The organism is Providencia alcalifaciens (assembly GCF_020271745.1).
Classification (GTDB): domain Bacteria; phylum Pseudomonadota; class Gammaproteobacteria; order Enterobacterales; family Enterobacteriaceae; genus Providencia; species Providencia alcalifaciens_B.
Genome location: NZ_CP084296.1, coordinates 3,490,275 through 3,513,992, shown reverse-complemented (window position 1 = coordinate 3,513,992; position 23,718 = coordinate 3,490,275). Strand labels below are relative to the sequence as shown.

Annotated in this window: 21 protein-coding genes; 15 read left to right on the top strand and 6 right to left on the bottom strand. The window is 42.5% G+C overall.

Annotated elements, in window-relative coordinates; genetic code table 11:
- The first annotated feature begins 190 nt into the window (after positions 1 to 190).
- The 4 genes from rnm to LDO51_RS16135 all read left to right on the top strand — a co-directional run bounded on the left by rnm (position 191) and on the right by LDO51_RS16135 (position 4,445).
- Positions 191 to 1,057, top strand: coding sequence for an RNase RNM (gene rnm, locus LDO51_RS16150; RefSeq protein ID WP_225575394.1), 867 nt, complete (start codon positions 191 to 193; stop codon positions 1,055 to 1,057).
- 279 nt (positions 1,058 to 1,336) lie between these two features.
- Positions 1,337 to 1,957, top strand: a complete 621-nt coding sequence (locus LDO51_RS16145; RefSeq protein WP_225575393.1) for an L-threonylcarbamoyladenylate synthase — start codon at positions 1,337 to 1,339, stop codon at positions 1,955 to 1,957.
- 196 nt (positions 1,958 to 2,153) lie between these two features.
- Positions 2,154 to 3,071 (top strand): 23S rRNA pseudouridine(2605) synthase RluB, encoded by a 918-nt coding sequence (gene rluB / locus LDO51_RS16140; protein WP_036956541.1) that lies wholly within the window; start codon positions 2,154 to 2,156, stop codon positions 3,069 to 3,071.
- 459 nt (positions 3,072 to 3,530) lie between these two features.
- Positions 3,531 to 4,445, top strand: a complete 915-nt coding sequence (locus LDO51_RS16135) for a hypothetical protein (RefSeq protein ID WP_225575392.1) — start codon at positions 3,531 to 3,533, stop codon at positions 4,443 to 4,445.
- 32 nt (positions 4,446 to 4,477) lie between these two features.
- Here LDO51_RS16135 and cobO read toward each other — a convergent pair whose 3' ends face one another.
- Together cobO and LDO51_RS16125 are read right to left on the bottom strand one after the other, a co-directional pair.
- A complete protein-coding gene (cobO, locus tag LDO51_RS16130) occupies positions 4,478 to 5,068 on the bottom strand; it encodes a cob(I)yrinic acid a,c-diamide adenosyltransferase (RefSeq protein WP_225575391.1) in 591 nt (196 codons plus the stop codon).
- Between the two features lie 23 nt (positions 5,069 to 5,091).
- Complete coding sequence (locus tag LDO51_RS16125) at positions 5,092 to 5,853, bottom strand: YciK family oxidoreductase (RefSeq protein ID WP_225575390.1); 762 nt, start codon at positions 5,851 to 5,853, stop codon at positions 5,092 to 5,094.
- Positions 5,854 to 6,031: 178 nt separating this feature from the next.
- Between LDO51_RS16125 and sohB the strand changes: the two genes are divergently transcribed.
- Positions 6,032 to 7,078 (top strand): protease SohB, encoded by a 1,047-nt coding sequence (gene sohB, locus LDO51_RS16120; protein WP_225575389.1) that lies wholly within the window; start codon positions 6,032 to 6,034, stop codon positions 7,076 to 7,078.
- Between the two features lie 95 nt (positions 7,079 to 7,173).
- Here the strand turns inward: sohB and LDO51_RS16115 are convergent, their stop codons facing one another.
- Entirely contained in the window at positions 7,174 to 7,431 is a 258-nt protein-coding gene (locus LDO51_RS16115) for a DUF2498 family protein (protein WP_036956549.1), read from the bottom strand.
- A 287-nt stretch (positions 7,432 to 7,718) separates the two neighbouring features.
- Between LDO51_RS16115 and topA the strand changes: the two genes are divergently transcribed.
- The 4 genes from topA (at position 7,719) to LDO51_RS19805 (ending at position 12,424) form a co-directional block, all read left to right on the top strand.
- A complete protein-coding gene (gene topA / locus LDO51_RS16110; protein ID WP_225575388.1) occupies positions 7,719 to 10,337 on the top strand; it encodes a type I DNA topoisomerase in 2,619 nt (872 codons plus the stop codon).
- 409 nt (positions 10,338 to 10,746) lie between these two features.
- Positions 10,747 to 11,280, top strand: coding sequence for a superoxide dismutase family protein (sodC, locus tag LDO51_RS16105; protein WP_225575387.1), 534 nt, complete (start codon positions 10,747 to 10,749; stop codon positions 11,278 to 11,280).
- A 531-nt stretch (positions 11,281 to 11,811) separates the two neighbouring features.
- Complete coding sequence (locus LDO51_RS16100; RefSeq protein ID WP_225575386.1) at positions 11,812 to 12,300, top strand: hypothetical protein; 489 nt, start codon at positions 11,812 to 11,814, stop codon at positions 12,298 to 12,300.
- Positions 12,278 to 12,424: a hypothetical protein gene (locus tag LDO51_RS19805; RefSeq protein WP_225575385.1), complete on the top strand. Its 147-nt coding sequence runs from the start codon at positions 12,278 to 12,280 to the stop codon at positions 12,422 to 12,424. The genes LDO51_RS16100 and LDO51_RS19805 overlap by 23 nt, the downstream gene beginning before the upstream one ends.
- Positions 12,425 to 12,493: 69 nt before the next feature.
- Here the strand turns inward: LDO51_RS19805 and LDO51_RS16090 are convergent, their stop codons facing one another.
- A complete protein-coding gene (locus LDO51_RS16090) occupies positions 12,494 to 14,527 on the bottom strand; it encodes a M13 family metallopeptidase (protein WP_225575384.1) in 2,034 nt (677 codons plus the stop codon).
- Between the two features lie 289 nt (positions 14,528 to 14,816).
- On the opposite strand from LDO51_RS16090, the gene cysB reads away from it, so the two are divergent.
- From cysB to LDO51_RS16075, 3 genes are all read left to right on the top strand, one after another.
- Positions 14,817 to 15,791, top strand: coding sequence for an HTH-type transcriptional regulator CysB (gene cysB, locus LDO51_RS16085; protein ID WP_225575383.1), 975 nt, complete (start codon positions 14,817 to 14,819; stop codon positions 15,789 to 15,791).
- A gap of 118 nt (positions 15,792 to 15,909) precedes the next feature.
- Positions 15,910 to 18,582, top strand: coding sequence for an aconitate hydratase AcnA (gene acnA / locus LDO51_RS16080; protein ID WP_225575382.1), 2,673 nt, complete (start codon positions 15,910 to 15,912; stop codon positions 18,580 to 18,582).
- A gap of 186 nt (positions 18,583 to 18,768) precedes the next feature.
- Complete coding sequence (locus LDO51_RS16075) at positions 18,769 to 19,218, top strand: hypothetical protein (protein ID WP_225575381.1); 450 nt, start codon at positions 18,769 to 18,771, stop codon at positions 19,216 to 19,218.
- Between the two features lie 94 nt (positions 19,219 to 19,312).
- Here the strand turns inward: LDO51_RS16075 and hemB are convergent, their stop codons facing one another.
- Both hemB and ribA read right to left on the bottom strand, forming a co-directional pair.
- A complete protein-coding gene (hemB, locus tag LDO51_RS16070) occupies positions 19,313 to 20,290 on the bottom strand; it encodes a porphobilinogen synthase (protein WP_225575380.1) in 978 nt (325 codons plus the stop codon).
- A gap of 248 nt (positions 20,291 to 20,538) precedes the next feature.
- Positions 20,539 to 21,135, bottom strand: a complete 597-nt coding sequence (gene ribA, locus LDO51_RS16065) for a GTP cyclohydrolase II (protein WP_225577293.1) — start codon at positions 21,133 to 21,135, stop codon at positions 20,539 to 20,541.
- Between the two features lie 213 nt (positions 21,136 to 21,348).
- Between ribA and LDO51_RS16060 the strand changes: the two genes are divergently transcribed.
- The 3 genes from LDO51_RS16060 to lapB all read left to right on the top strand — a co-directional run bounded on the left by LDO51_RS16060 (position 21,349) and on the right by lapB (position 23,710).
- Positions 21,349 to 22,059, top strand: a complete 711-nt coding sequence (locus tag LDO51_RS16060) for a phosphatase PAP2 family protein (RefSeq protein WP_225575379.1) — start codon at positions 21,349 to 21,351, stop codon at positions 22,057 to 22,059.
- A gap of 154 nt (positions 22,060 to 22,213) precedes the next feature.
- Positions 22,214 to 22,531 (top strand): LapA family protein, encoded by a 318-nt coding sequence (locus LDO51_RS16055; protein ID WP_224057645.1) that lies wholly within the window; start codon positions 22,214 to 22,216, stop codon positions 22,529 to 22,531.
- A 6-nt stretch (positions 22,532 to 22,537) separates the two neighbouring features.
- The gene (gene lapB / locus LDO51_RS16050; protein ID WP_225575378.1) at positions 22,538 to 23,710 is read left to right on the top strand and encodes a lipopolysaccharide assembly protein LapB; all 1,173 of its coding nucleotides are present in this window, start codon (positions 22,538 to 22,540) and stop codon (positions 23,708 to 23,710) included.
- Positions 23,711 to 23,718 lie beyond the last annotated feature (8 nt).

Sequence of the window (23,718 nt, the reverse complement as noted above, 5' to 3'; positions counted from 1 at the left end):
GGATAAACAAATTAAGTTTTAAATGTTTTTGAATACTAAATGTTTTTGAATACTAAATGTTTTTGAATACTAAATTCTTTTAAATACAACTAATCTTGCGTACTAGTAAACTGGATCGCGTGATTTATGTCAATAGCTGTTTGTATTTATTTTTAATTTTCGTTAAATCGAAAAGGGAGAAGGTAACAATATGTCGCAAGATTCGACGCCAATAGTGACTCGCTATGACTTACATAGCCATACGAATGCATCAGATGGAGAGTTGCCTCCCGCTGAGTTAGTCGAACGTGCGATAGCAATGGGTGTGAATATTTTATCAATTACGGATCATGATACTTGTGATGGCTTAATCGCGGCCAAAGCGTATCTTGCTGACAATCCACGTCCATTAACATTAGTGAACGGGGTTGAAATTTCCACCCTGTGGGAAAATATTGAAATTCATATTGTTGGGCTGAATTTTTCACCGAGCCATCCTGCGATGGAAACGTTACTTACTCAGCAATCACAACGCCGTTTAGAACGGGGGATTGAGATAGGTCGTCGCTTGCAAAAGGCGGGGATTGATAATGCGTGGGAAAATGCCCAAGCGATTTCGGGGGGAGGACAGGTCACTCGTGCGCATTTTGCGCAGTATATTGTCAAAATTGGCAAAGAGAAAACCATCAATAATGTGTTTAAGCGCTATCTGGCGAAAGGAAAAACCGGTTATGTCCCTGCGCAGTGGTGCAGCATTCAAGAAGCTGTGGATGCCATTCATCAATCTGGCGGTGTAGCGGTTCTGGCGCATCCATCAAAATATCAATTATCGAATAAATGGCTAAGGCGCCTGATCGAACACTTTAAAGCCTGCCAAGGGGATGCGATGGAAATTTCGCATTGTCAGCAACCGGCAAATGAGAAGCGATTTTTAGGGGAGTTGGCGCAAGAGGCTGATTTAAAAACTTCTGTTGGCTCAGATTTCCATCGCCCTTGTTCGTGGATTGAACTAGGGCGCAATTTATGGCTCCCTGATGATGAGCAAGCCGTTTGGACCTTGTGGGATAAAGTGAATTGAGGAGGGTGCTGGTGAATTGCCGAGCAGTTAAAACCTCCTAGTTTGTAAGAATATGACCTAATTCGTTGATGGATCACGGTTTGGGTGTAAAATAGTCGGTATATAAATTATTTTGTTGGGTCACAATATTATTTGATAAAGATATTATTGTGACCGTTGTGTTTTGCAAGAGCCGTTTTGTTTTGTAAGAACCGTTTTGTTTTGTAAGAATAGATAGATAGTGCCATTTTTAGGTCGTTCACCGGATGATGCTGTCGATACTCAACTATAGAGGTCACTATGAGCCAGTTTTTTTATATCCATCCGGACAACCCACAGGCAAGGCTAATTAGCCAAAGCGTTGAGATCCTGAATAAAGGCGGTGTTGTCGTCTACCCGACAGATTCAGGTTATGCCATTGGTTGTCGTTTAGAAGAAAAAAATGCCCTAGAACGTATTTGCCGTATCCGGAAATTGGATGCGAACCATAACTTTACCTTGATGTGCCGTGATCTATCCGAACTCTCTAATTATGCCCATGTGGATAACACAGTATTTCGTTTAATCAAAAACAATACACCAGGTAATTACACCTTTATTTTAAAAGCCACCAAAGAAGTGCCCCGTCGCTTGATGAATGAAAAGCGTAAAACCATTGGGTTACGCGTCCCATCAAACCCAATTGCCCGTGATCTACTGGAAGCGGTGGGTGAGCCACTCATGTCCACCAGTTTGATTTTACCGGGAGATGATTTTACCCAATCAGACCCAGAAGAGATCCGCGATTTACTGGATAAGCAAGTGGACTTAGTGATCCACGGTGGTTACATCGGGCAAAAACCAACCACGGTAATTGATTTTACTGATGACACACCCGTTGTCGTCCGTGTTGGAATGGGTGACCCAACCCCATTTGAATAACCCCATTTTCCTTGAAAAATCATTCTTTCTGGGAAGAATATTAGTCATAGGGGATCACAATAAACCTGTGTATAATGCGCAGGTTTTCAAATTCATCACTTTTTGCCGATTACGCGAGGCTTGTTAATTGAGCGAGACTTGTTTTTAATAGCGCAAAAGTTATTTGACGCCTGTGAAGGCGACAGCTGAGGATCTCATGAGTTCTAAACCGCAACAAACTGAAAAGCTACAAAAAATTCTTGCCCGTTCAGGGCATGGTTCCCGCCGAGAAATCGAAGGCCTATTGAAAGAAGGCCGCATTAGTGTTGATGGCAAAATGGCAACATTGGGTGACCGTGTTGAAGTCAAAGCCTCCACAAAAATTCGTCTTGATGGCCGTGTTTTAGCGATAAAAGAGCCAGAAAAAGAAATTTGCCGCGTGATGGCATACTACAAACCGGAAGGGGAATTGTGCACTCGTCATGATCCTGAAGGTCGCCCAACGGTATTTAACCGTTTACCAAAACTGACTGGGGCTCGTTGGATTGCTGTAGGGCGTCTAGATGTGAACACCAGCGGTTTATTGTTATTTACGACCGATGGTGAATTAGCTAACCGCTTAATGCACCCAAGCCGTGAAGTGGAACGCGAATACGCAGTACGCGTGTTTGGTGAAATCACGGATGCAAAAATTCGTCAATTAACCACTGGCGTGCAATTAGAAGATGGTCCGGCATCCTTTAAAACTGTGTCGTATCGCGGTGGAGAAGGGATGAACCAATGGTATAACGTCACCTTAACCGAAGGTCGTAACCGTGAAGTTCGCCGTTTATGGGAATCTGTTGGTGTGCAAGTGAGCCGCCTGATCCGTGTTCGCTACGGAGATATCGATTTACCAAAAGGTTTACCACGTGGTGGTTGGACTGAATTAGGTTTAGAGCAAACTAACTATTTAAGAGAGTTAGTTGAACTGGATGTTGAAACAGAAAGTAAAGTGTCTGTTGAGCGTGATCAGCGCCGAATCAAAGCTAACCAAATTCGCCGTGCGGTGAAACGTCACACCCAAGTGGCATCTCGCCCAGCTGCAAAGCGCCAAACTTCACGCCCAACGGCTAAACGTCGTACTCGAATCTAACCGTAGAATATTATTCGAATGGTTCAAGCTAAATAAAGGTTATGGTATTTGCCATAGCCTTTATTTTTATCTCAGTTAAATAGAATAGCGAAATAATCTGTCATTGCTTTTTGAACATTTTAATTATTAATTCATTCAAGTTTCATTCATCTAACAGACGATTTGCTATAGTCAGTTTGACTTAACATAAAAAAATACCATTATTGAATAATATAAATATATTACCCTAATCTTAAATTACTATTAAGTTAGCTTCTTTTTGGTTAGAAAACAATAAGGTAAAGACAGGCTAATTTATTCTATTTGTTACTTTTATTTTTTGTTGTTCTGATCGTTAAACTTAAAATACACCAATAGAGGGTTTATAAGGTATCTGTCACATTATGCGGCTTTTATATTGTACAACTCATCTATCTAATCTATTTTATCATAATGAAACAATAAAAGGTTTTAATGTTTATGTTATGTGTAAAGTCGGCGAAATATGCAGCATTATTGAGTTTTGGAATAACAAGTTGTGATGTTTATCAACCACATACTTCTGAAGATGGACACTTCTTTTTTAGTAATGACTCGTCGGAAAATTATCCTTTTTTTATTGATAATAAGCTGATGGTGATCCCAAAAACGTCAGTGGGTAGCCTATATTTAAAGCAAGGCTTACATTCAATGACAACCGAAGAAGGCCAGCACATTTATTTTATGGTTTATCCAGATAATAAAGGAGGGATATTAAATCCTCAAAAGCATCTTTATTATTCCTATAGCTTTGTATACGGTAATAATGGAATTCCTTCTGTTCATAATCAAACTATACAGGAATTAACCGTTGGTGATTATCGAATAAAAGGTAGAGTACAAAGTAGTGATAATATCATTATTGATAATAATGTATTCAATTGTGACTACTCGATAGGGGTGCAGATCCCTGAACAATTAAATTCTCTGACAACCGTCAGTAAAATCAAAACAAAGTGTTTTTCCTATTCGGAACTCATTACGGCGATTTCTTCGGATGATAAGCAAATGATGCAATTGGTTGTGCGTCAAAATGAGCCAGTACAAAACAATACTGTGAGTTTAACATTTGACTATCCTGTCACGCTCCCTGTTTTTGAAGACCAGCAAATCCAGCAGTACGCGGTGAAAGTGAACACTCTGATTCAAGCTTATCGAGGTTCCGCTGATCCAGAAAAAAAACAGGATTTTTATAATCAATACCATGTAGCCGTATCGAATATGGCGGGGCTCTATAGCCAATGGGAAACTGGGGGTAATTGCCTTGAGGAGCGACAAAAATATTTGCAATTTTTGTCGCAAACTGCCGCTATTTTAAGTGCTGGGGTTTTAAAACTGGATGTGGCACCGAAATAGCATGTAGCAGTTAATTAGCATGTTGCCAAAGATTACCAATCAATCCCTTTTTGCGCTTTGATCCCCGCATCAAAGGCATGTTTAACAGGGCGCATTTCTGTCACTGTATCGGCAAACTCCAACAGGTCACGGTGACATCCTCTACCCGTAATAATGACTGATTGATTTTCAGGGCGGCAACTTAATGCATTCATTACTTCAGCAAGAGGAAGATAATGGTAACTGACCATGTAGGTCAGCTCGTCGAGGATCACCAAGTCGTATTGAGGGTCTTGCAATAATTCCACTGCATGTTGCCAAGTTTCAAGGCAAGCTTGCGTATCAGTCTGTTTGTTTTGCGTTTCCCAAGTAAACCCGGTGGACATCACATAAAAAGGGACACCTTGAGGTTCTAAAAGATTGCGTTCGCCATTGTCCCAACCGCCTTTAATAAACTGAACAACCGCGACTTTTTTGCCATGACCGACGGTGCGACAAGCGGTGCCAAATGCCGCCGTTGTTTTTCCTTTTCCATTGCCAGTGAAGATAATCAGGATCCCGCGCTCCAGTTGGGCGGCTTCAATACGCTCATCCACTTTTTGTTTTAAACGTTGTTGGCGTTCTTCGTGTCGGTCTTGGCTCATGATTTTCTCCGTTTCAGTCGATTTTAAGCTTTAATCGGTTTTAAATTGGGCTGAGCATCCACGCTGGTTCCTGTTTGCTCGGCGCTATCATCACCCATTAAGTATAGATAAGTCGGCATGATATCGGCAGGTGTTTTTAGCGTCATTGGATCTTCACCGGGTGCTGCGCCTGCGCGCATTGCGGTACGAGTGCGTCCAGGGTTAATGCAATTAATACGTAATCCAGTGCCTTGATACTCATCGGCTAAGACTTGCATTAAACCTTCAGTCGCAAATTTTGAAACCGCATAAACGCCCCAATTAGCACGTCCTTGTTTGCCAACACTTGAACTGGTGAAAATCAACGATGCGCGAGGCGCTTTTTCTAATAAAGGGAGTAATGCTTGTGTGAGCATAAAGCCCGCATTGACGTTAACTTGCATGACGTCGTGCCAGAGTTGGGTAGGCTGCTCACTGATTGGGGCGATATTTCCTAGCAAGCCTGCGCTATGTAATACGCCATCTAAATAAGGGTGTTGTTTTGCAATATCGTCGGCGATAGTTTGGCAGGTTCCCTCCGTCGCAGTCAGTAAATCAATTACATAGGTTTCTACAGAAGCGCGGGTAGAGTCAACAATTTGCTGTTTAACAGCGTCTAATTTTTGTGGGTTACGACCTAATAAAATAACGGATGCGCCGAAGCGTGCATACGTTAATGCTGCTTCTTGACCAATCCCGTCGGTAGCACCGGTAATTAAGATAGTTTTACCCTTTAAAAGATCTTGTCTAGGCTGATAATGAAGCATAATTTTTCCTATCGTCATGAGTCGCGTTGAAGGTTATCATCGCGTAGATTGCACGGGAGGGCAATTTACCACATTTGTTTCATGTCTGTGGTTATTGATAACAGTTTTTTTACTGGTTGTTTGTGAACAATCATGCGATCATTTTTTTATTAGCGTTAAATATTAGAAGGATCAACTTGTGGAGTATTTCTCTTTGTACGGACTGTTTTTAGCAAAAGTGGTTACCATTGTGGCCGCCATTGTTGTGGTTGCTGTATTTGTATTTGGCGTAGGTATGAGACGTCAAGGAAGTAAAGGCGCGTTAAAAATTACTGACCTAGGTGAAAGTTACCGTGAACGCCAGCGTCAAATGCAACAGATCAAAATGAATGATTCTGAGCAAAAAGCGTGGACAAAGGCATTTAAGAAACAGGAAAAAGCTAAGTCTAAAAATGAAAAAGCCGGGGCAAAAATGGGGCAAACTGCCGTTAAAAAGCCTTGCTTATATGTCTTAGACTTTAAAGGTAGCATGGATGCCCGTGAAGTCAGCTCTTTACGTGAAGAAATCAGTGCAATTCTTGCAGTTGCTGATCAGCAAGATGAAGTTTTATTACGTTTAGAAAGCCCTGGTGGTTTAGTCCATGGTTATGGCTTAGCCGCTTCTCAGTTAATGCGATTGAAAGAGAAAAATATTCCGCTAACGATTGCAGTTGATAAAGTCGCGGCAAGCGGCGGTTATATGATGGCGTGTATCGCGAATAAAATCGTTGCGGCACCGTTTTCTATTATAGGGTCTATTGGTGTCGTCGCTCAGGTTCCAAATATTCACCGCTTATTGAAAAAGCACGATGTGGATGTGGAATTACACACGGCAGGGGAATATAAACGTACACTGACGATGCTCGGCGAAAATACAGAGCAGGGGCGTAAGAAATTTGTTGAAGATCTGAATTCAACTCACGAACTGTTTAAAGATTTTGTTCATCAAAATCGGCCATCCCTTGATATTGCAGCGGTGGCAACCGGTGAGTATTGGTATGGAACGCAAGCTTTAGAGAAAGGGCTCGTTGACCAAATTGGTGTGAGTGATGATTTGATCATCAACGCAATCGAAACCAAAGAAATTATCAGCATCCGTTTTGTGATGAGCAAGAAAATGGTCGAGCGCTTTACCAGTAGCGCGGCAGAGAGCGCGGATAAGCTATTATTACGTTGGTGGCAGCGTGGGCAAAAGCCACTTTTATAAAAAAAAACATAATGTTCACTGAATATTCATGACACAATATTTATGTTGAACTACCCTTAAAAATACCGGCTATAAAAGCCGGTATTTTTTTATGACTATTCTGATTCTTGCAGTCGGTACTTATCAGAAAATAGGTGCGCCAAATGCTTATACATATTAAAAGCAGCTGGACTTTTTAGGGATGGTATCCCGTTTTCATCAAGGAAAAACTCACCTTTGAAAACTAAAACACCGCGATGTTGCTCGACATTATCCACGAACATGCCATCAAGGTACTCATCGTGGTTTTTGATGATTTCGTTGGCTTTTTCAAGCAGTTCTTGCTTTGAAATAGTTTGAATCTCATTGTTCATAGAATGCCTCTCTTGAAAAAATAATTGGTTGCTTCTAGCATTTTATCAGGTACAGTGTGTGTTTTTCAATGCGGCTAAACTGCATTATGTGGTTAAAATCAGTCAACTAGAGCAATTTGTATGCTTTACAAAATAATGTGGCTGATGGATAAAATTCGTTTCGTTACAAATTATTGTACGAAAAAATATTGATATATTGTGATTCTGTCGCAATATAAAAAAGAGATTCTCATTTTGCGCATTTGAATAGAAAAATGCGCCTTCGTTGATAGTAGGTAAAGGTAAATATGGGTAAAGCTCTTGTTATAGTGGAGTCCCCGGCAAAAGCCAAAACGATCAATAAGTATCTTGGCAGTGGCTACGTTGTAAAAAGCAGCGTTGGCCACATTCGTGATCTGCCGAAAAGCGGCTCTGGTTCACAATCCGGCTCACAAAAGAGTGCAGGCTCATCTACCGATAAAGCAAAGACCGACAAAACAAAGAAAGTTAAAAAGGATCCGCAAGAAGCGTTAGTTAAACGCATGGGGATCGATCCTTATCATGGTTGGAAGGCGAATTATCAAATTCTGCCGGGTAAGGAAAAAGTGGTTTCTGAATTAAAAGCGTTAGCCGAAGATGCTGACCACGTTTACCTCGCGACGGACCTTGACCGCGAAGGGGAAGCTATTGCTTGGCATTTACGCGAAGTGATCGGTGGTGATGACTCTCGTTTTAGCCGAGTGGTGTTTAACGAAATCACTAAAAATGCAATTACGCAAGCATTTGAAAGCCCGGGCGAATTGAATATCGACCGTGTTAATGCTCAGCAAGCTCGTCGCTTTATGGACCGTGTCGTGGGTTATATGGTCTCTCCATTATTATGGAAAAAAGTGGCGCGCGGATTGTCTGCCGGACGCGTACAGTCCGTAGCAGTAAGACTTATCGTTGAGCGTGAACGTGAAATTAAAGCGTTTGTTCCTGAAGAATATTGGGAACTCCATGCGGATTTAGCGGATAAAAACGCCGTTAACTTACGTTTAGAAGTGACGTCCCAAGCAGGAAAAGCCTTTAAACCCGTTAATAAAGTGCAAACGGAAGCTGCGGTTAAATTACTGGAAAAAGCACGCTATCAAGTGATTGATCGTGAAGATAAACCCACGTCCAGTAAACCAAGCGCACCGTTTATCACGTCGACACTCCAACAAGCGGCGAGCACTCGCTTAAGCTTTGGTGTGAAAAAAACCATGATGATGGCTCAGCGCTTATATGAAGCGGGTTACATCACTTATATGCGTACGGACTCAACAAACTTGAGCCAAGATGCAGTGAACATGGTACGTGGGTATATTTCCGATAACTTTGGCGCGCAGTATCTGCCTAAAGACGCCAACGTTTACACCAGTAAAGATAACTCCCAAGAAGCGCACGAAGCTATTCGCCCATCCAGTGTTGATGTATTACCTGATTCACTGAAAGACATGGAAAACGACGCTAAGCGCCTCTATCAGTTAATTTGGAATCAATTTGTTGCATGTCAAATGACGCCAGCAAAATATGACTCCACCACATTAACGGTGAAAGCGGGAGATTTTGAATTAAAAGCCAAAGGTCGTACGTTACGTTTTGATGGTTGGACAAGAGTCATGCCAGCACTGCGTAAAAATGACGAAGATAAAACATTGCCTGCCATTCAAGTGGGTGCTGAGTTATCACTGCTGGAATTACTACCAAGCCAGCACTTTACTAAGCCACCAGCGCGCTTTAGTGAAGCTTCTTTGGTTAAAGAATTAGAAAAACGTGGTATTGGTCGCCCATCAACGTATGCGGCAATCATTTCAACGATCCAAGATCGTGGCTACGTAAAAGTGGAAAACCGCCGTTTCTATGCGGAAAAAATGGGTGAAATCGTTACAGACCGTTTAGAAGAAAACTTCAACGACCTGATGAACTACGACTTTACCGCTCGCATGGAAAACCAGCTGGACCACGTTGCGAATCATGAAGCAGAGTGGAAAGCGGTGTTGGATGAATTTTTCTCTGATTTCAGCAAGCAGCTGGATGTCGCAGAAAAAGATCCGGAAGAAGGCGGCATGCGTACCAACCCAATGGTGATCACCTCGATTATCTGCCCTGACTGTGAACGTCATATGGGAATTCGTACCGCATCCACTGGGGTATTCTTAGGCTGCTCGGGCTATGCACTGCCACCAAAAGAGCGCTGTAAGAAAACCATTAATCTGATCCCTGAAGATGAAGTATTAAACATCCTCGAAGGTGACGATGCAGAAACTAACGCATTAAGAGCGAAACGTCGTTGTCCAAAATGTGGCACTGCGATGGACAGCTACCTGATTGATAATGGTCGTAAATTACATGTGTGTGGTAACAACCCAGCATGTGAAGGCTATGAAATCGAAGAAGGCGAGTTCCGCATCAAAGGTTACGATGGCCCGGTGATTGAGTGCGATAAATGTGGTTCTGAAATGCACCTGAAAATGGGACGTTTTGGGAAATACATGGGTTGCACCAATGAAGAGTGTAAAAATACCCGCAAGATCTTAAAAAGCGGTGAAATTGCACCACCGAAAGAAGACCCAGTACCGTTACCAGAATTACCATGTGAAAAATCGGATGCTTATTTTGTACTACGTGATGGTGCAGCTGGCGTATTCCTCGCCGCAAACACCTTCCCGAAATCAAGGGAAACACGTGCGCCATTAGTGGCAGAACTGCAACGATTTAAAGACAGATTACCAGAAAAACTGGCGTACTTAGCGGAAGCACCAGCACAAGACGAAGAAGGCAACCCAACAGTGGTACGCTTTAGCCGCAAGACAAAACAGCAATATGTTTCGTCCGAGAAAGATGGCAAGGCGACGGGGTGGAGCGCTTTTTATGTTGATGGTGTCTGGAAAGCCAAAGAATAATTTTTTTATTCTTCATACTTTGCACCGTAGCGGCGTTGGCTGCACTCGCTAACCCTAGTCACATACTTGTGTATGCTCCTAGGGATTAGCTCGATTGCCGCCTTGCTACAGCACAAATTATTTTGAATAAAGCTATTGATTATATTCTGGATGACTCTGGTGCTAACCGCCGCCTTGTTCTAACGCGAACTATTTAGAATAACAGTTTGGAATTCTGTAACGAAATTCAAAATAAAAGCCAAAGCCAAAGCTAAATTTGAAATCATATAAAAGAGCCCTATGGGCTCTTTTTTTTGTTCATAATTCGATAGCTCTCACATAACAAAAGCAGTAATCGCCCATTTTCATTCATTTATTATGCTAACGTTTAGCTTAAGGATAATAAACACAGTGAATGACTGGAGGCAGTATGAAGTTTAAATTATGTTTGTTAGCGGCACTATTCACAACTGGCACAGCGTATGCGGCACAAACCACGGTAGAGCTGAAAGAAGCGACAGCCAACGGTGAGGGTAAATCTATTGGCGAAGTGGTAATTTCTGAAACTGAATACGGATTACTCTTCACGCCTAAACTATCTGGTCTGCAAGCGGGTGGCGTGCATGGTTTCCATGTACATGAAAACCCAAGTTGCGAACCAGGTGAAAAAGACGGTAAAACCGTACCGGCATTAAAAGCGGGTGGACATTTAGACCCAGCCAAAACAGGGGTTCACAAAGGCCCATATGACAAAACAGGCCACCTCGGAGATTTACCAGGCTTAGTGGTTGATAGCCAAGGTAATGCCACCTACAGCGTGCTAGCGCCAAAATTAAAAACCCTGAAAGATGTTCAAAACCGTGCGCTAATGGTGCATGCGGGTGGGGATAATTATTCCGATCATCCAGAAGCGTTGGGCGGTGGTGGGGCAAGGATGGCTTGCGGCATCATTCCTTCGTCATAATTCGCGTGATAACTGCGTTGGCGTCACTTGGCTACTCGGGTCACATACTTTTGTATGCTCCCCGAGATATCCGCGTTAGCCGCCTTGTTCTAACGCGAATTATTTAGGAGGAAGTTTCTGGAGCATAATTCGCACCGTAGCTGCGTTGGCGTCACTTGGCTACTCGGGTCACATACTTTTGTATGCTCCCCGAGATATCCGCGTTAGCCGCCTTGCTACAGCACGAATTATTTAGAAGGAATGGCTATGTAATAGGTTATAAAAAGGCGCATTTGGCGCCTTCATCAAATATTTACTGCTTATAATCTTAATTCAAATTAAAGATTGTCTGAAAGTTCTAGTCAAATTTTATAAATCCATATATTCATCACTCTCTCCCATGGTACAACTAGGCGGGCTGTAATCATTGAATGTGAAATACCATTAATCAATTGATATTTATAATTTTTTGTTGATATTGATTGGATGGGTTTATTTTTAATTCAATGATTATATAAGTAATCTTGTAGTATTTAATGATGAGATATTTGGATGGCATGTAGTTCACATAGGATGGTGCACGAAAAATTACAAGGTTTTGATATATATAGGTATATTGATGTTGAATATACCTTTTCCGAAGATACAACTAGGCAGGTTACGTTTAGGTTAGTCTTTTATAAAGAAGAGAGTAATCAACTTTTGGTTGACCTCTATGGTGATGGGCTAACCGCGCTCGTTGTTAGCGTGGTGAGTTTTTATAATATTGATGCGGAAGATAACGAAAAATGTGACTCTGTATTCGATAGACCGCCAGATGCAGCGGCTTTGACCATGGTTGAGGCTCGTTACTTCTACACAACCCTGGTTGACATCATTTTTAAAATAGCTGAAACTGAAAACATAAAAATATTAACTTTTCAGGCTTATAGTGAAGAACTGAAAAAGGTTTATGACAGATTAGTAAAGCGATATAGCAAAGCGATGAACTTAACAACTCATACCAAAGGAGCTTGTTATGTTATACGAATGGAAGATTAAAAATATGAATGTAAATATTGACTATGATGCAATTAAAGCTGAAAAAAATGAAATGATTCAACGTTTTTTGCAGGCTAAAAAGAAAGCGGAACAAGCTGGACAAGTTGTTGCAAAATCTATCTAACCTTCTTCATCGATAAAAAAGCCTCTTACACAAGAGGCTTTTCAACATTATCTTACCGATTCAACCCAATCACCAAATCTTAATCCGTTTCTCCGGCTCGAGGTAAAGGGCATTATCCTTATCGACACCGAAGGTGGTGTACCAATCATCGATATTACGGACGACGCCATTAGCGCGGAACTGATTTGGACTGTGTGGATCGGTGAGGATCTTATTGCGCTCGGATTCCTTATTCGACAGCTCTTGCCAGGTTCTGGCCCATGAAATAAAGAAACGCTGCAAGCCGGTCATGCCATCGATAATCGGTGGCTCGCCATTTGGGTAGTTCTCTTTAGCAAATTGCTTATAGGCGCTTAGTGCGATATTTAAACCGCCTAAATCACCAATATTCTCGCCGAGAGTTAACTCACCATTGACTTTCTGACCATCAACGGCAAAGCCATTATATTGATCCACCAACTTGGCAGTTTTCTCTTTAAAATGGGCTTTGGCACTATCGCTCCACCAATTGCGTAGCTGACCAGTACCATCATATAAACTGCCTTGGTCATCAAAACCGTGCCCCATTTCATGACCGATTACTGCCCCGATGGCGCCGTAGTTATAAGCCGGGTCCACATTTGGGTCGAAGAATGGTGCTTGCAAAATAGCCGCAGGGAATACAATCTCATTTTGTACTGGATTGAAATACGCATTGATGGTTTGTGGCGTCATACCCCATTCCCATTTGCGAACGGGCTGACCAATTTTGCTCATGGCATCGTTATATGACCATGCTTCCATTTGCTTATAGTTATCCATCAATGTATTTGACTTCAAATTAACGCTACTAAAATCATTCCATTTATCAGGGTAGCCCACTTTGACCGTAAACTGCTCTAGCTTTTTCAGTGCTTCTTGGCGAGTTTGCTCATCCATCCAATCATTATCTTTCAGGCGTGCATTAAAGGTACCGCGCACATAACTGACTAAATCTTGGATTTTCTCTTTAGATTGTGGATTGAAATATTTCTCCACATAAATCTGTCCGAGAGGCTCACCTTGCAGTGAATTGACTGTTTGAAGTGCCCGTTCTTGACGAGTCCGCTGTTTTTCAACGCCATTGAGTTTTTTCGAGTAAAAATCAAAGCGTGCATCCGATAAGGTTTTGTTCAGATAACTCGCATGGTCGTTCACGTACTGGAACGTGAGGTAATCTTTTAAGACAGAAACCGGGGTTTTGGCAAAAATCTGTGCCGTTTTTTCTACCGCCGTGTCATTCTCAACCACCACTTTCGCCAGTTGCTGATCCGTTAATTTCCAGTGCTGAATAAAACTATCCCACGCAAAACCATCGGTAAATTTCTTCATTTCAGCGAGGGTCATAGGATGATAATTTTTGATGGTGTCACGGCGAGCTTCTGGGCTCCAATGAACTTCAGCAATGGATTTTTCAAGGTCGAAGATCTGTTGTGCTTTTTTCTTAACGTCTTTTTCGCCCGCTAATTTTAAGATAGTCGCAATATATGCAATGTAGTTTTTGCGGATATCTTTCATTTGCGGGGTGTCGTCAAGGTAGTAATTTCGATTAGGTAATCCAAGCCCACCTTGACCAAGATACAGAATATAAGTATCTGGGGCTTTGGCATCTAAATCTACCCAATAAGAGAGCACGGAGGTATAACCCGGCAGTGTCATCAGACGGCTAATATCATTATGATCTTTGGCTTTTGCAATGGCCGCTAAGTCGGATTTGATTGGCGTTAAACCCGCTTTTTCAATGCTGGCTTCATCTAAATAGCTCAAATATAAGTTACGAATATTTTTCTGATTATGATCCAAGCTGCTCTCAGGGGCTTGCTTTAATTCATCGATAATAGATTGAGTCTGTTTTTCGGTACTTAAATACAAGTCCACAAAAGAGTTAATTCGTGGCATACCCGTTGGGATTTTCGCGTTATTAATCCAATCATGGTTAACGTACTGGTAAAAATCATTGCCCGGTACGATGGTGTCAGATAACACGATTTTTTGCTGACCGTAAGATAGCTCTTTCGCTACTAAGTGAGGCGCAAAGGATAGGGTTGATAAACCGACCATCATGGCTAAAACTTTTATACGCATCTAGATAACCTCTCTGTAGTCTAAATAGGATGCTCACCGCAAAAATGGAAATAAAATTCGCATGCTAATTATTCAAGCATAGTCGAAGAAAAAAATAATCTGACTTTGCAATACCTTACTTGGGCACCGTCTTTTTTTCACAGCAAGATGAAATAATATCATCATACTGTTTATTCTCATTAGTTTGATGTTATATTGGTTATATATAAATTAAACAATATTACTTTTTGTTATATGTAATGTTTTTTAGCTATAGCAGAAATGATTTCCTGTAAGAGGTGGAGCGAGAATGAAGTTACAGCAACTGCGATATATTGTTGAAGTGGTTAATCATGACCTGAATGTTTCATCGACGGCGGAAGGGTTATTTACTTCCCAACCGGGGATCAGTAAACAAGTCAGAATGTTGGAAGATGAGCTAGGCATTCAAATTTTTGCGCGTAGTGGTAAGCATCTGACTCACGTGACCCCAGCTGGTGAGGAAGTCGTGCGTATTTCCCGTGAAGTGCTCTCCAAAATTGAGGCTATTCGCTCTGTTGCCGGTGAGCATACCATTCCTGATCGCGGTAGCTTAAAGATCGCCACGACGCATACCCAAGCACGCTATGCCTTACCGCCAGTGATTAAAACCTTTATTGAGCGTTATCCTCATGTTTCCTTGCATATGCAGCAAGGCTCGCCAACTCAAATCGCAGAAGAAGTTTGCAAAGGGAATAGTGATTTTGCTATCGCGACAGAAGCGCTTCATCTGTACAGCGACCTTATCATGTTGCCGTGCTACCACTGGAACCGTTGTGTGGTGGTACCTAAAGGACATCCACTGACAGAGAAAAAGAGCGTTACGATTGAAGATATTGCAGAATACCAAATTGTAACTTACACCCATGGGTTTACTGGGCGTTCAGAGCTGGATGTCGCATTCCAGAATGTGGGCTTAGAACCCAAAATTATTTTTACTGCCACGGATGCGGATGTGATCAAGACCTATGTGAAGCTCGGTTTAGGGATTGGCATTATCGCCAGCATGGCGGTGGATCCTGAGGTGGATAAAGATCTCGTCGTTATCGACATGCGCGATAAGTTTAGTTATAGCACCACGAAAATCGGTTTTAAACGTACCAGTTTCCTGCGCAGCTATATGTATGATTTTATTTGGCGTTTTGCCCCGCATCTCACGCGTGATGTGGTGGATAAAGCCATTGCCTTACGTAACAACGAAGATATCGAAGAATTTTTCAAAGAAATTGAGCTTCCTATTCTTTAAATTGGTCTTTAAATTGGCCTTTAAATTGGCACAAAATCTATAGAGGAAATGATTATGAGGACTATGATTAATAATACTGCGTAAAAAAATAAGGTGATAAAAACGCCAAGGAGGAGTTATGTCGTTGAGTTTAAAAACAAACAGTGCAGCAACACTGAATGTCGGTAACAAACAGTATAATTACTTCAGTCTTGCCCTTGCAGAGAAACAATTAGGCAGCGGGGCGAGACTTCCTAAATCCCTCAAAGTTCTACTCGAAAACCTACTACGTCATGTCGACGGTAAATCCGTCGTTGACGCCGATCTCCAAGCCATCATCGATTGGCAAAAAAACGCTCATGCGGACAGAGAAATTGCTTATCGCCCCGCGCGGGTGCTGATGCAAGACTTTACCGGTGTTCCTGCGGTTGTCGACCTCGCCGCTATGCGTGAAGCCGTCAAATCTCTGGGTGGTAACGTCAACCAAGTTAACCCGTTATCTCCCGTCGACTTAGTCATTGACCACTCAGTGATGGTCGATGAGTTTGGTCATTCCCAAGCATTTGATGACAACGTCGAAATCGAAATGAAGCGTAATCATGAACGCTACCTATTTTTACGTTGGGGACAAAAAGCATTTAACCGCTTTAGGGTAGTACCGCCGGGAACGGGGATCTGCCACCAAGTTAACCTTGAATACCTCGGTAAAGCGATTTGGCATGAAGAGGTCGACGGAAAATTAGTTGCTTACCCCGATACGTTGGTTGGAACTGACTCCCACACCACCATGATCAACGGTCTGGGGGTATTAGGCTGGGGGGTTGGTGGCATTGAAGCGGAAGCGGCGATGTTGGGGCAACCTGTTTCCATGCTGATCCCCGATGTGGTGGGCTTCAAACTAACCGGTAAATTAGCAGAAGGGATCACCGCAACGGATTTGGTGTTAACCGTCACCCAGATGCTACGTAAACATGGAGTGGTAGGTAAATTTGTTGAGTTCTATGGGGATGGCTTGGCCGACTTGCCATTAGCCGATCGCGCGACCATTGCCAATATGTCACCGGAATATGGGGCAACCTGTGGCTTCTTCCCAATAGACGAAATTACCCTTGCGTATATGAAACTGACAGGGCGTGAAGACGATGAAATCGCGCTGGTGGAAGCGTACAGCAAACAACAAGGTTTATGGCGTCACCAAGGTGATGAACCGATTTTCACCAGTACCTTAGCGCTGGATATGGGCACGGTAGAATCCAGCCTTGCAGGACCTAAACGCCCACAAGACCGCGTTGAACTGAGCCAAGTTCCGAAAGCATTCCAAGGCGCAGTGGATTTAGAACTGAATAAGCAAGATAAACACGCGCATCCTCGCGTGAACTTTCAAGGGCAGGAATTCGACCTTACCGATGGCGCGGTAGTGATCGCCGCTATCACATCTTGTACCAACACTTCTAACCCTAGTGTATTAATGGCGGCAGGGTTACTGGCGAAAAAAGCGATAGAAAAAGGGCTTTCTCGTCAGCCATGGGTTAAGTCTTCTCTCGCGCCGGGTTCGAAGGTTGTGACTGATTATCTCACGTTAGCGGGATTAACCCCTTATCTTGATCAACTGGGCTTTAACCTTGTGGGTTATGGCTGTACGACCTGTATTGGTAATTCAGGTCCGTTACCTGCACCGATTGAAGAGGCCATTAAGCAATCGGATCTGACTGTTGGAGCGGTGCTTTCAGGTAACCGTAACTTCGAAGGGCGTATTCATCCGTTGGTAAAAACCAACTGGCTGGCATCACCGCCACTCGTCGTTGCTTATGCACTGGCAGGCAATATGCACGTTAATTTGAAAACCGACCCATTAGGCGTGGATCACCAGGGGCAGCCTGTCTATTTGAAAGATATCTGGCCATCGAGTGCGGAAATTGCCAGCGCTGTAGAGAAAGTCAAAACCGACATGTTCCATAAAGAATATAACGCGGTCTTTGAAGGGGATGAAGCCTGGCGTGCACTGGATGTTGAAAGCTCTTCAACTTACTCTTGGCAAGGGGATTCAACCTATATTCGCCATCCGCCATTCTTTGAAAATATGCCTGCGCAACCTAAGCCCGTGGCGGATATTCACGGAGCTAACATCCTCGCTATTCTCGGGGATTCGGTAACCACTGACCATATTTCTCCGGCGGGGAATATTAAGAAAGAGAGCCCAGCGGGGCGTTATCTCCAAGAACACGGTGTGGCAGTGGCAGATTTTAACTCTTACGGTTCGCGCCGTGGTAACCATGAAGTCATGATGCGCGGTACGTTTGCCAATATTCGTATTCGTAATGAAATGGTACCGGGCGTAGAAGGCGGCTATACCTTACATATTCCAACGGGCAAACAGATGGCTATCTTTGATGCAGCGATGCTGTATCAACAACAAAAACGTCCGTTAGCCATTATTGCAGGTAAAGAATATGGTTCCGGTTCTAGCCGTGACTGGGCGGCAAAAGGCACTAATTTACTGGGTGTTCGTGTGGTGATCGCCGAATCCTATGAACGTATTCATCGTTCTAACTTAATTGGAATGGGGGTTATTCCATTAGAATTTACTGATGGCGAGACTCGTAAAACCCTTGGTTTGAAGGGGGATGAGCGTATTGATGTTACGGGTTTACAGTCTCTGGCGCCAAGCCAAAATATCACCGTAAAAATTACCTATGGTGATGGTAAAGTGAAAGAGGTGAATACTCGTTGTCGCATCGATACTGCCACTGAAATGGAATATTACCGACATGGTGGGATCTTGCATTATGTGATCCGACAAATGCTCAACTAATCTCCGTTTATCGCGCCTACGAGATTTATCGTGGGCGTTTTTTCTTTATTAACGCTTAATATTGTTATTTCTCAAGTTTTTTAGCCAGTTTCTCAGTTATTGTGATAGTCAGTATTCAGAAAAAGCTCAGTAGTTTGATGGAATGAAGTGACCGCATTTATCGAAAATAGCGTAAAGGAAATCAATATGGCAAATATCAATGAAACTGATTTTTTCAAGGGTGCATTATGGGCGGCAGACATTCTATTAAGCACTTCACATTGTGCAGGTGCGAATGATGAAGTTCGTGACATTTTAGAACATATTCCGAATCTCTATTCGATTGTAATGAGAACCCCAGAAACAGAAGTCCATGATTTAAGATTATATGCAGATAAAGAATTCCCATTAGGATTGAATGCCGAGTACACCGCAATTTCTATTGCACCACTCAAAGATTTCTTTGATATTTTACCTGTCACCGATCATGAACTTGATTGTGAAGCCATGGATATCGAAACGTGGGGCGTCGTTGCTGACCTTGCAAATGGTAAAAAAGATCTTCTAATTGCAGGATTACTAACCCCAGAAACAGCTCAAATGTATGCAGACCGTTTATCTGAGCAGCTAGAATTTCAACAAAAAAAGGCGAGTTAATGCCCATATAGTTGAATAAATAAGCAATAAATAAACAAAAACGCCGATACTGTATTTATATCCAGTATCGGCGTTTTGTTATCTTAAAGAGAGACTACAGGATCTTATTTTCAGCTAATTGCAGTGCGAAATAAGTAAAGATTAAATCAGCTCCAGCGCGTTTAATGGCTCCTAAGCTTTCTAACGTGACGCGAGTTTCATCAATGGCACCTGCTTGCGCGGCAAATTTGATCATGGCGTATTCACCACTGACTTGATACGCACCAATAGGCAATTGAGTACACTCACGCAGGTCACGGATAATATCTAAATAAGCACCCGCTGGTTTTACCATCAGCGCATCTGCGCCTTCTTGCATATCAATCAGTGACTCGTGCAGTGCTTCACGACGATTCATTGGGTTCATTTGGTATGTTTTACGGTCACCTTTTAAACATGAACCTGCTGCATCACGGAATGGGCCATACAGCGCGGAGGCGAACTTCGTGGAGTAAGACATAATCGCTGTATCGGTAAATCCTGCGTCATCAAGTGCATGGCGGATTGCGGCAACTTGCCCATCCATTGCAGCAGAAGGGGCGATAAAATCAGCACCTGCACGCGCAGCTGCAACGGCCTGCAAACCTAAATTATGGATAGTTTGGTCGTTATCAACCACATCACCGTGCATCACACCGCAGTGACCGTGAGACGTATATTCGCAAAAACAAGTATCTGACATCACAATCATTTCTGGGACGGTCTCTTTACAGATACGAGACATACGCGCAACTAGGCCATTGTCTTGCCATGCATCGCTGCCATTTTCATCTAAGTGATGAGACACACCAAAGGTCATAACAGACTTAATGCCTGCTTTTGCAATACGCTCAATTTCATACGCTAAGCGTTTTTCTGGAATACGCACAACGCCAGGCATACTCGCAATCGGAGCATAATCATCTAAGCCTTCTTCGACGAAAATCGGTAAGCATAAATCATTGATGGAGAGGTGGGTTTCTTGGAATAGGTCGCGGAATTGTTCACTTTTACGCAGTCTTCTCATGCGCTGGATGGAATGCTGGTTATTCACACTATCTCCTTGGTAGACGAAAAATAGACATTTCCCATTCGGATTATTATGTGGGAATGTTTCACTCTTATTTTTCGATGTATTTAATAATGAATGGTATTAAGTTGCGAACAGTATAAACCTTATAAAAAGAATGTGAATATAGCACTCGTCAAATGTTATGGATTCGACTGTTATGATGAAAATGGGAATTAAGGCAAGAATAATAGGAAGAGCGAGGAACACTCTTCCTGATTAAGAAGGGGTAATTATTGGTGCTTAAATAACATATGACCCATTTTTTGTGCTTTCACATCTAAATAATGTTCATTACTAGGATTTCGTCCAACAATTAATGGCACTCGTTCAACGACGTTGATACCCGCTTCACGCATAATATCAATTTTTTTCGGGTTATTAGTCAGTAAGCGAACTTCGTTGATCCCTAATAATTTATACATATCAGAGCACAGGGTGAAATCACGTTCGTCGGCTTTAAAACCTAATTTTAGGTTAGCTTCAACGGTATCTAATCCTTGGTCTTGCAATGCATAAGCACGGATTTTGTTCAGTAATCCAATATTACGACCTTCTTGGCGGTGATACAGAAGTACTCCTCTGCCTTCTTCACTAATTTGCTTGAGCGCAGCTTCTAATTGAAAACCACAGTCACAACGTAAACTAAATAATGCATCGCCAGTTAAACATTCGGAATGAATTCGACTGAGTACGGGCGTTGCGCCTGAAATATCACCAAAAATCAGCGCGAGATGGTCACGACCTGTTGCGATTTCTTCAAAGCCTACCATTAGGAATTCACCGAAAGGGGTAGGAAGTTTGGCTTCGGCAATACGTTTTAGCTGCATATTTTCTTTCATTAGTTAAAGTAACTCTTGCTGAATTAAACACGTAAATCGATATAGTTACTAAAATTAAATATATCGATGCTATATGACGTTTGCATATAGAGTCCGGCATTCTTTGCACACAGCCGACGCTATACTACTATAACAGAGATATTTGCAGGCTATGTAAAAATTGTTAATTAAGAAATAATTAACACGTAAGGAATATTCTAGATGAGAAAGAGTGCCTACCTTATCGCAATAAGTGTCATTTTTTTGCTGTTACCGCCGATAGTTATGATAGCCATAGGCTGGCAGTGGTCTCCTGAGCATCAGCCATCGATGAAATGGTTACTTTGGCTGACGGATAGCGCAGGATTGCCCTATAGTTATGTGACGTTTGTATTTTTAACTCTCTTAACGTTAATTATCTTTCGTCATAAACGGAATCAATGGCTGAAGTTGCTGGTGGTTATCGCACTATGTATTCTCGGTGCGCAAGGGGTGAAGTCTTTAATGAAAAGCACTTTCCAAGAACCGCGTCCTTATGTGGTATGGCTGGAAAAAACGTATCAAATTCCCCATCAGGAATTTTATGATTTAAAACGCGGGGAACGAGCGGATTTAATTAAAAATACTGTGAAGTCGAACTCGCTGATTCCTAAATGGCAGCGTAAACATTGGCAGGCAGAAACGGGCTATTCATTTCCATCGGGTCACATGTTATTTGCGGCGGGATGGGCATTGCTGTTGATGGTGCTGTTTTGGCAACAACGTCAATATACATTAAGTCTCGTCATATTATGCTGGGCACAGGGAATCGGCCTAAGTCGTATGCTGCTGGGTATGCATTGGCCAATTGATATTATTGCCTCCACGTTAATTAGTGCGCTTTTCGCACTGTTAGGTTACTGGATATATCAATCTCGATTATTAATGAAATGAATTTAACGCCAATCAGATTATCATGATGAAAAAGGACAGTTTTTAGCGCGAATACACTTGGCGGGCGAATAATTTACTTTGTCTGAATGCGCTGAAAATGCTACCTTATCAGCGATATGTTTTGTAACGATAAGAACTGATAACGGGAAAAAATGTGAAATACTTTCTGATTTTATTACTAGCGGTCGCTGTTTTTATTGTGTCGATTACGCTAGGTTCAAGCAATGATCAGGTTATTACATTTAACTACCTGATTGCAAAAGGGGATTTTTCTTTATCTTCCTTACTTGCAACCTTGTTTGGTGTCGGTTTTGTGCTGGGGTGGCTAGTGTGTGCGGTGTTCTATCTGCGTACCATTGTTAGCCTTAAGAATGCACGTCGTAAAATTAGACGTTTAGAATCACAATTGGGTGCTGGAGAGAAAACTATTTCTAACTCAACCGAATTAGTGACAGCTCAGAACAAGGAATAATCCTCAATGTTCGAGTTGCTTTTTCTGTTGCTACCTGTTGCCGCTGCATACGGCTGGTACATGGGGCGCAGAAGTGCTCAGCAAGATAAGCAGCAGCATGCAAATCGCTTGTCCCGTGACTACGTGACAGGCGTGAACTTTCTATTATCTAATCAACAAGATAAAGCCGTTGATTTATTCCTCGAAATGCTTAAAACGGAAGACAGCTCCGCCTTTGAAGCTCACCTAACTCTTGGGAACTTATTCCGTTCTCGTGGTGAAGTTGAACGCGCGATTCGAATTCACCAGTCGCTGGTGGAAAGTGCGGCGCTTTCTTTTGAACAACGTTTATTAGCGACTCAACAACTCGGTCGTGATTATATGACCGCGGGTGTGTATGACCGCGCTGAAAATATGTTCCAGCAGTTAACCGATGAAGTGGATTTTAAACACAGTGCGCTGCAATCGTTGTTATCGATTTATCAGTTAACCAGTGACTGGGGCAAAGCCATTGAAACGGCAACCAAGCTGGTGAAATTAGGCTCTGAAGAGTTACGGGAACAAATCGCACATTTCTACTGTGAGTTAGCGACTCAAGAATTGGCGAGTGATGATATCGACGAAGCCTTAAGCCTATTAAACAAAGGCGAACAAGCGGATAAAAACTGTGCACGCGTTTCGATTATGAAAGGGCGTATTTTTATCGAACAAGGCAATTATGATAAAGCGATTTCTGCCTTAGTGCAGGTTTATCATCAAGATAGAGAACTGGTTTCTGAAACATTGCCAATGCTGTACGAATGCTATCGACACACCGGGCTGACGGAAGGCTGGGAAACCTATTTACGTCAATGTGTTGATGGAAATACAGGCGCAATTGCTGAGCTTTATCTTGCCGATATTATCGTTGAAAAGCAGAATCATGAAGCGGCTGCTAGCTATATCAATGACCAAATTCAGCGTCATCCAACCATGCGTTTATTCTACCGTTTGATGGATTACCATCTGGCGGAAGCAGAAGAGGGTCGAGCCAAAGAGAGCTTGATTTTGCTGCGTAAAATGGTGGGTGAGCAAATTCGTACTAAACCGGATTACCGTTGCCACAAATGTGGTTTTACCTCCCGTTCGCTCTATTGGCACTGCCCATCTTGTCGCTCTTGGGACACCATCAAGCCAATTCGCGGGCTAGATGGTCAGTGACAGCGTCA

Coding starts and splice junctions, on each gene's coding strand:
- rnm (WP_225575394.1), top strand. CDS start 191: ATGTCGCAAGATTCGACGCCAATAGTGACTCGCTATGACTTACATAGC.
- LDO51_RS16145 (WP_225575393.1), top strand. CDS start 1,337: ATGAGCCAGTTTTTTTATATCCATCCGGACAACCCACAGGCAAGGCTA.
- rluB (WP_036956541.1), top strand. CDS start 2,154: ATGAGTTCTAAACCGCAACAAACTGAAAAGCTACAAAAAATTCTTGCC.
- LDO51_RS16135 (WP_225575392.1), top strand. CDS start 3,531: ATGTTATGTGTAAAGTCGGCGAAATATGCAGCATTATTGAGTTTTGGA.
- cobO (WP_225575391.1), bottom strand. CDS start 5,068: ATGAGCCAAGACCGACACGAAGAACGCCAACAACGTTTAAAACAAAAA.
- LDO51_RS16125 (WP_225575390.1), bottom strand. CDS start 5,853: ATGCTTCATTATCAGCCTAGACAAGATCTTTTAAAGGGTAAAACTATC.
- LDO51_RS16115 (WP_036956549.1), bottom strand. CDS start 7,431: ATGAACAATGAGATTCAAACTATTTCAAAGCAAGAACTGCTTGAAAAA.
- topA (WP_225575388.1), top strand. CDS start 7,719: ATGGGTAAAGCTCTTGTTATAGTGGAGTCCCCGGCAAAAGCCAAAACG.
- sodC (WP_225575387.1), top strand. CDS start 10,747: ATGAAGTTTAAATTATGTTTGTTAGCGGCACTATTCACAACTGGCACA.
- LDO51_RS16100 (WP_225575386.1), top strand. CDS start 11,812: ATGGCATGTAGTTCACATAGGATGGTGCACGAAAAATTACAAGGTTTT.
- LDO51_RS19805 (WP_225575385.1), top strand. CDS start 12,278: ATGTTATACGAATGGAAGATTAAAAATATGAATGTAAATATTGACTAT.
- LDO51_RS16090 (WP_225575384.1), bottom strand. CDS start 14,527: ATGCGTATAAAAGTTTTAGCCATGATGGTCGGTTTATCAACCCTATCC.
- cysB (WP_225575383.1), top strand. CDS start 14,817: ATGAAGTTACAGCAACTGCGATATATTGTTGAAGTGGTTAATCATGAC.
- acnA (WP_225575382.1), top strand. CDS start 15,910: ATGTCGTTGAGTTTAAAAACAAACAGTGCAGCAACACTGAATGTCGGT.
- LDO51_RS16075 (WP_225575381.1), top strand. CDS start 18,769: ATGGCAAATATCAATGAAACTGATTTTTTCAAGGGTGCATTATGGGCG.
- ribA (WP_225577293.1), bottom strand. CDS start 21,135: ATGCAGCTAAAACGTATTGCCGAAGCCAAACTTCCTACCCCTTTCGGT.
- LDO51_RS16060 (WP_225575379.1), top strand. CDS start 21,349: ATGAGAAAGAGTGCCTACCTTATCGCAATAAGTGTCATTTTTTTGCTG.
- lapB (WP_225575378.1), top strand. CDS start 22,538: ATGTTCGAGTTGCTTTTTCTGTTGCTACCTGTTGCCGCTGCATACGGC.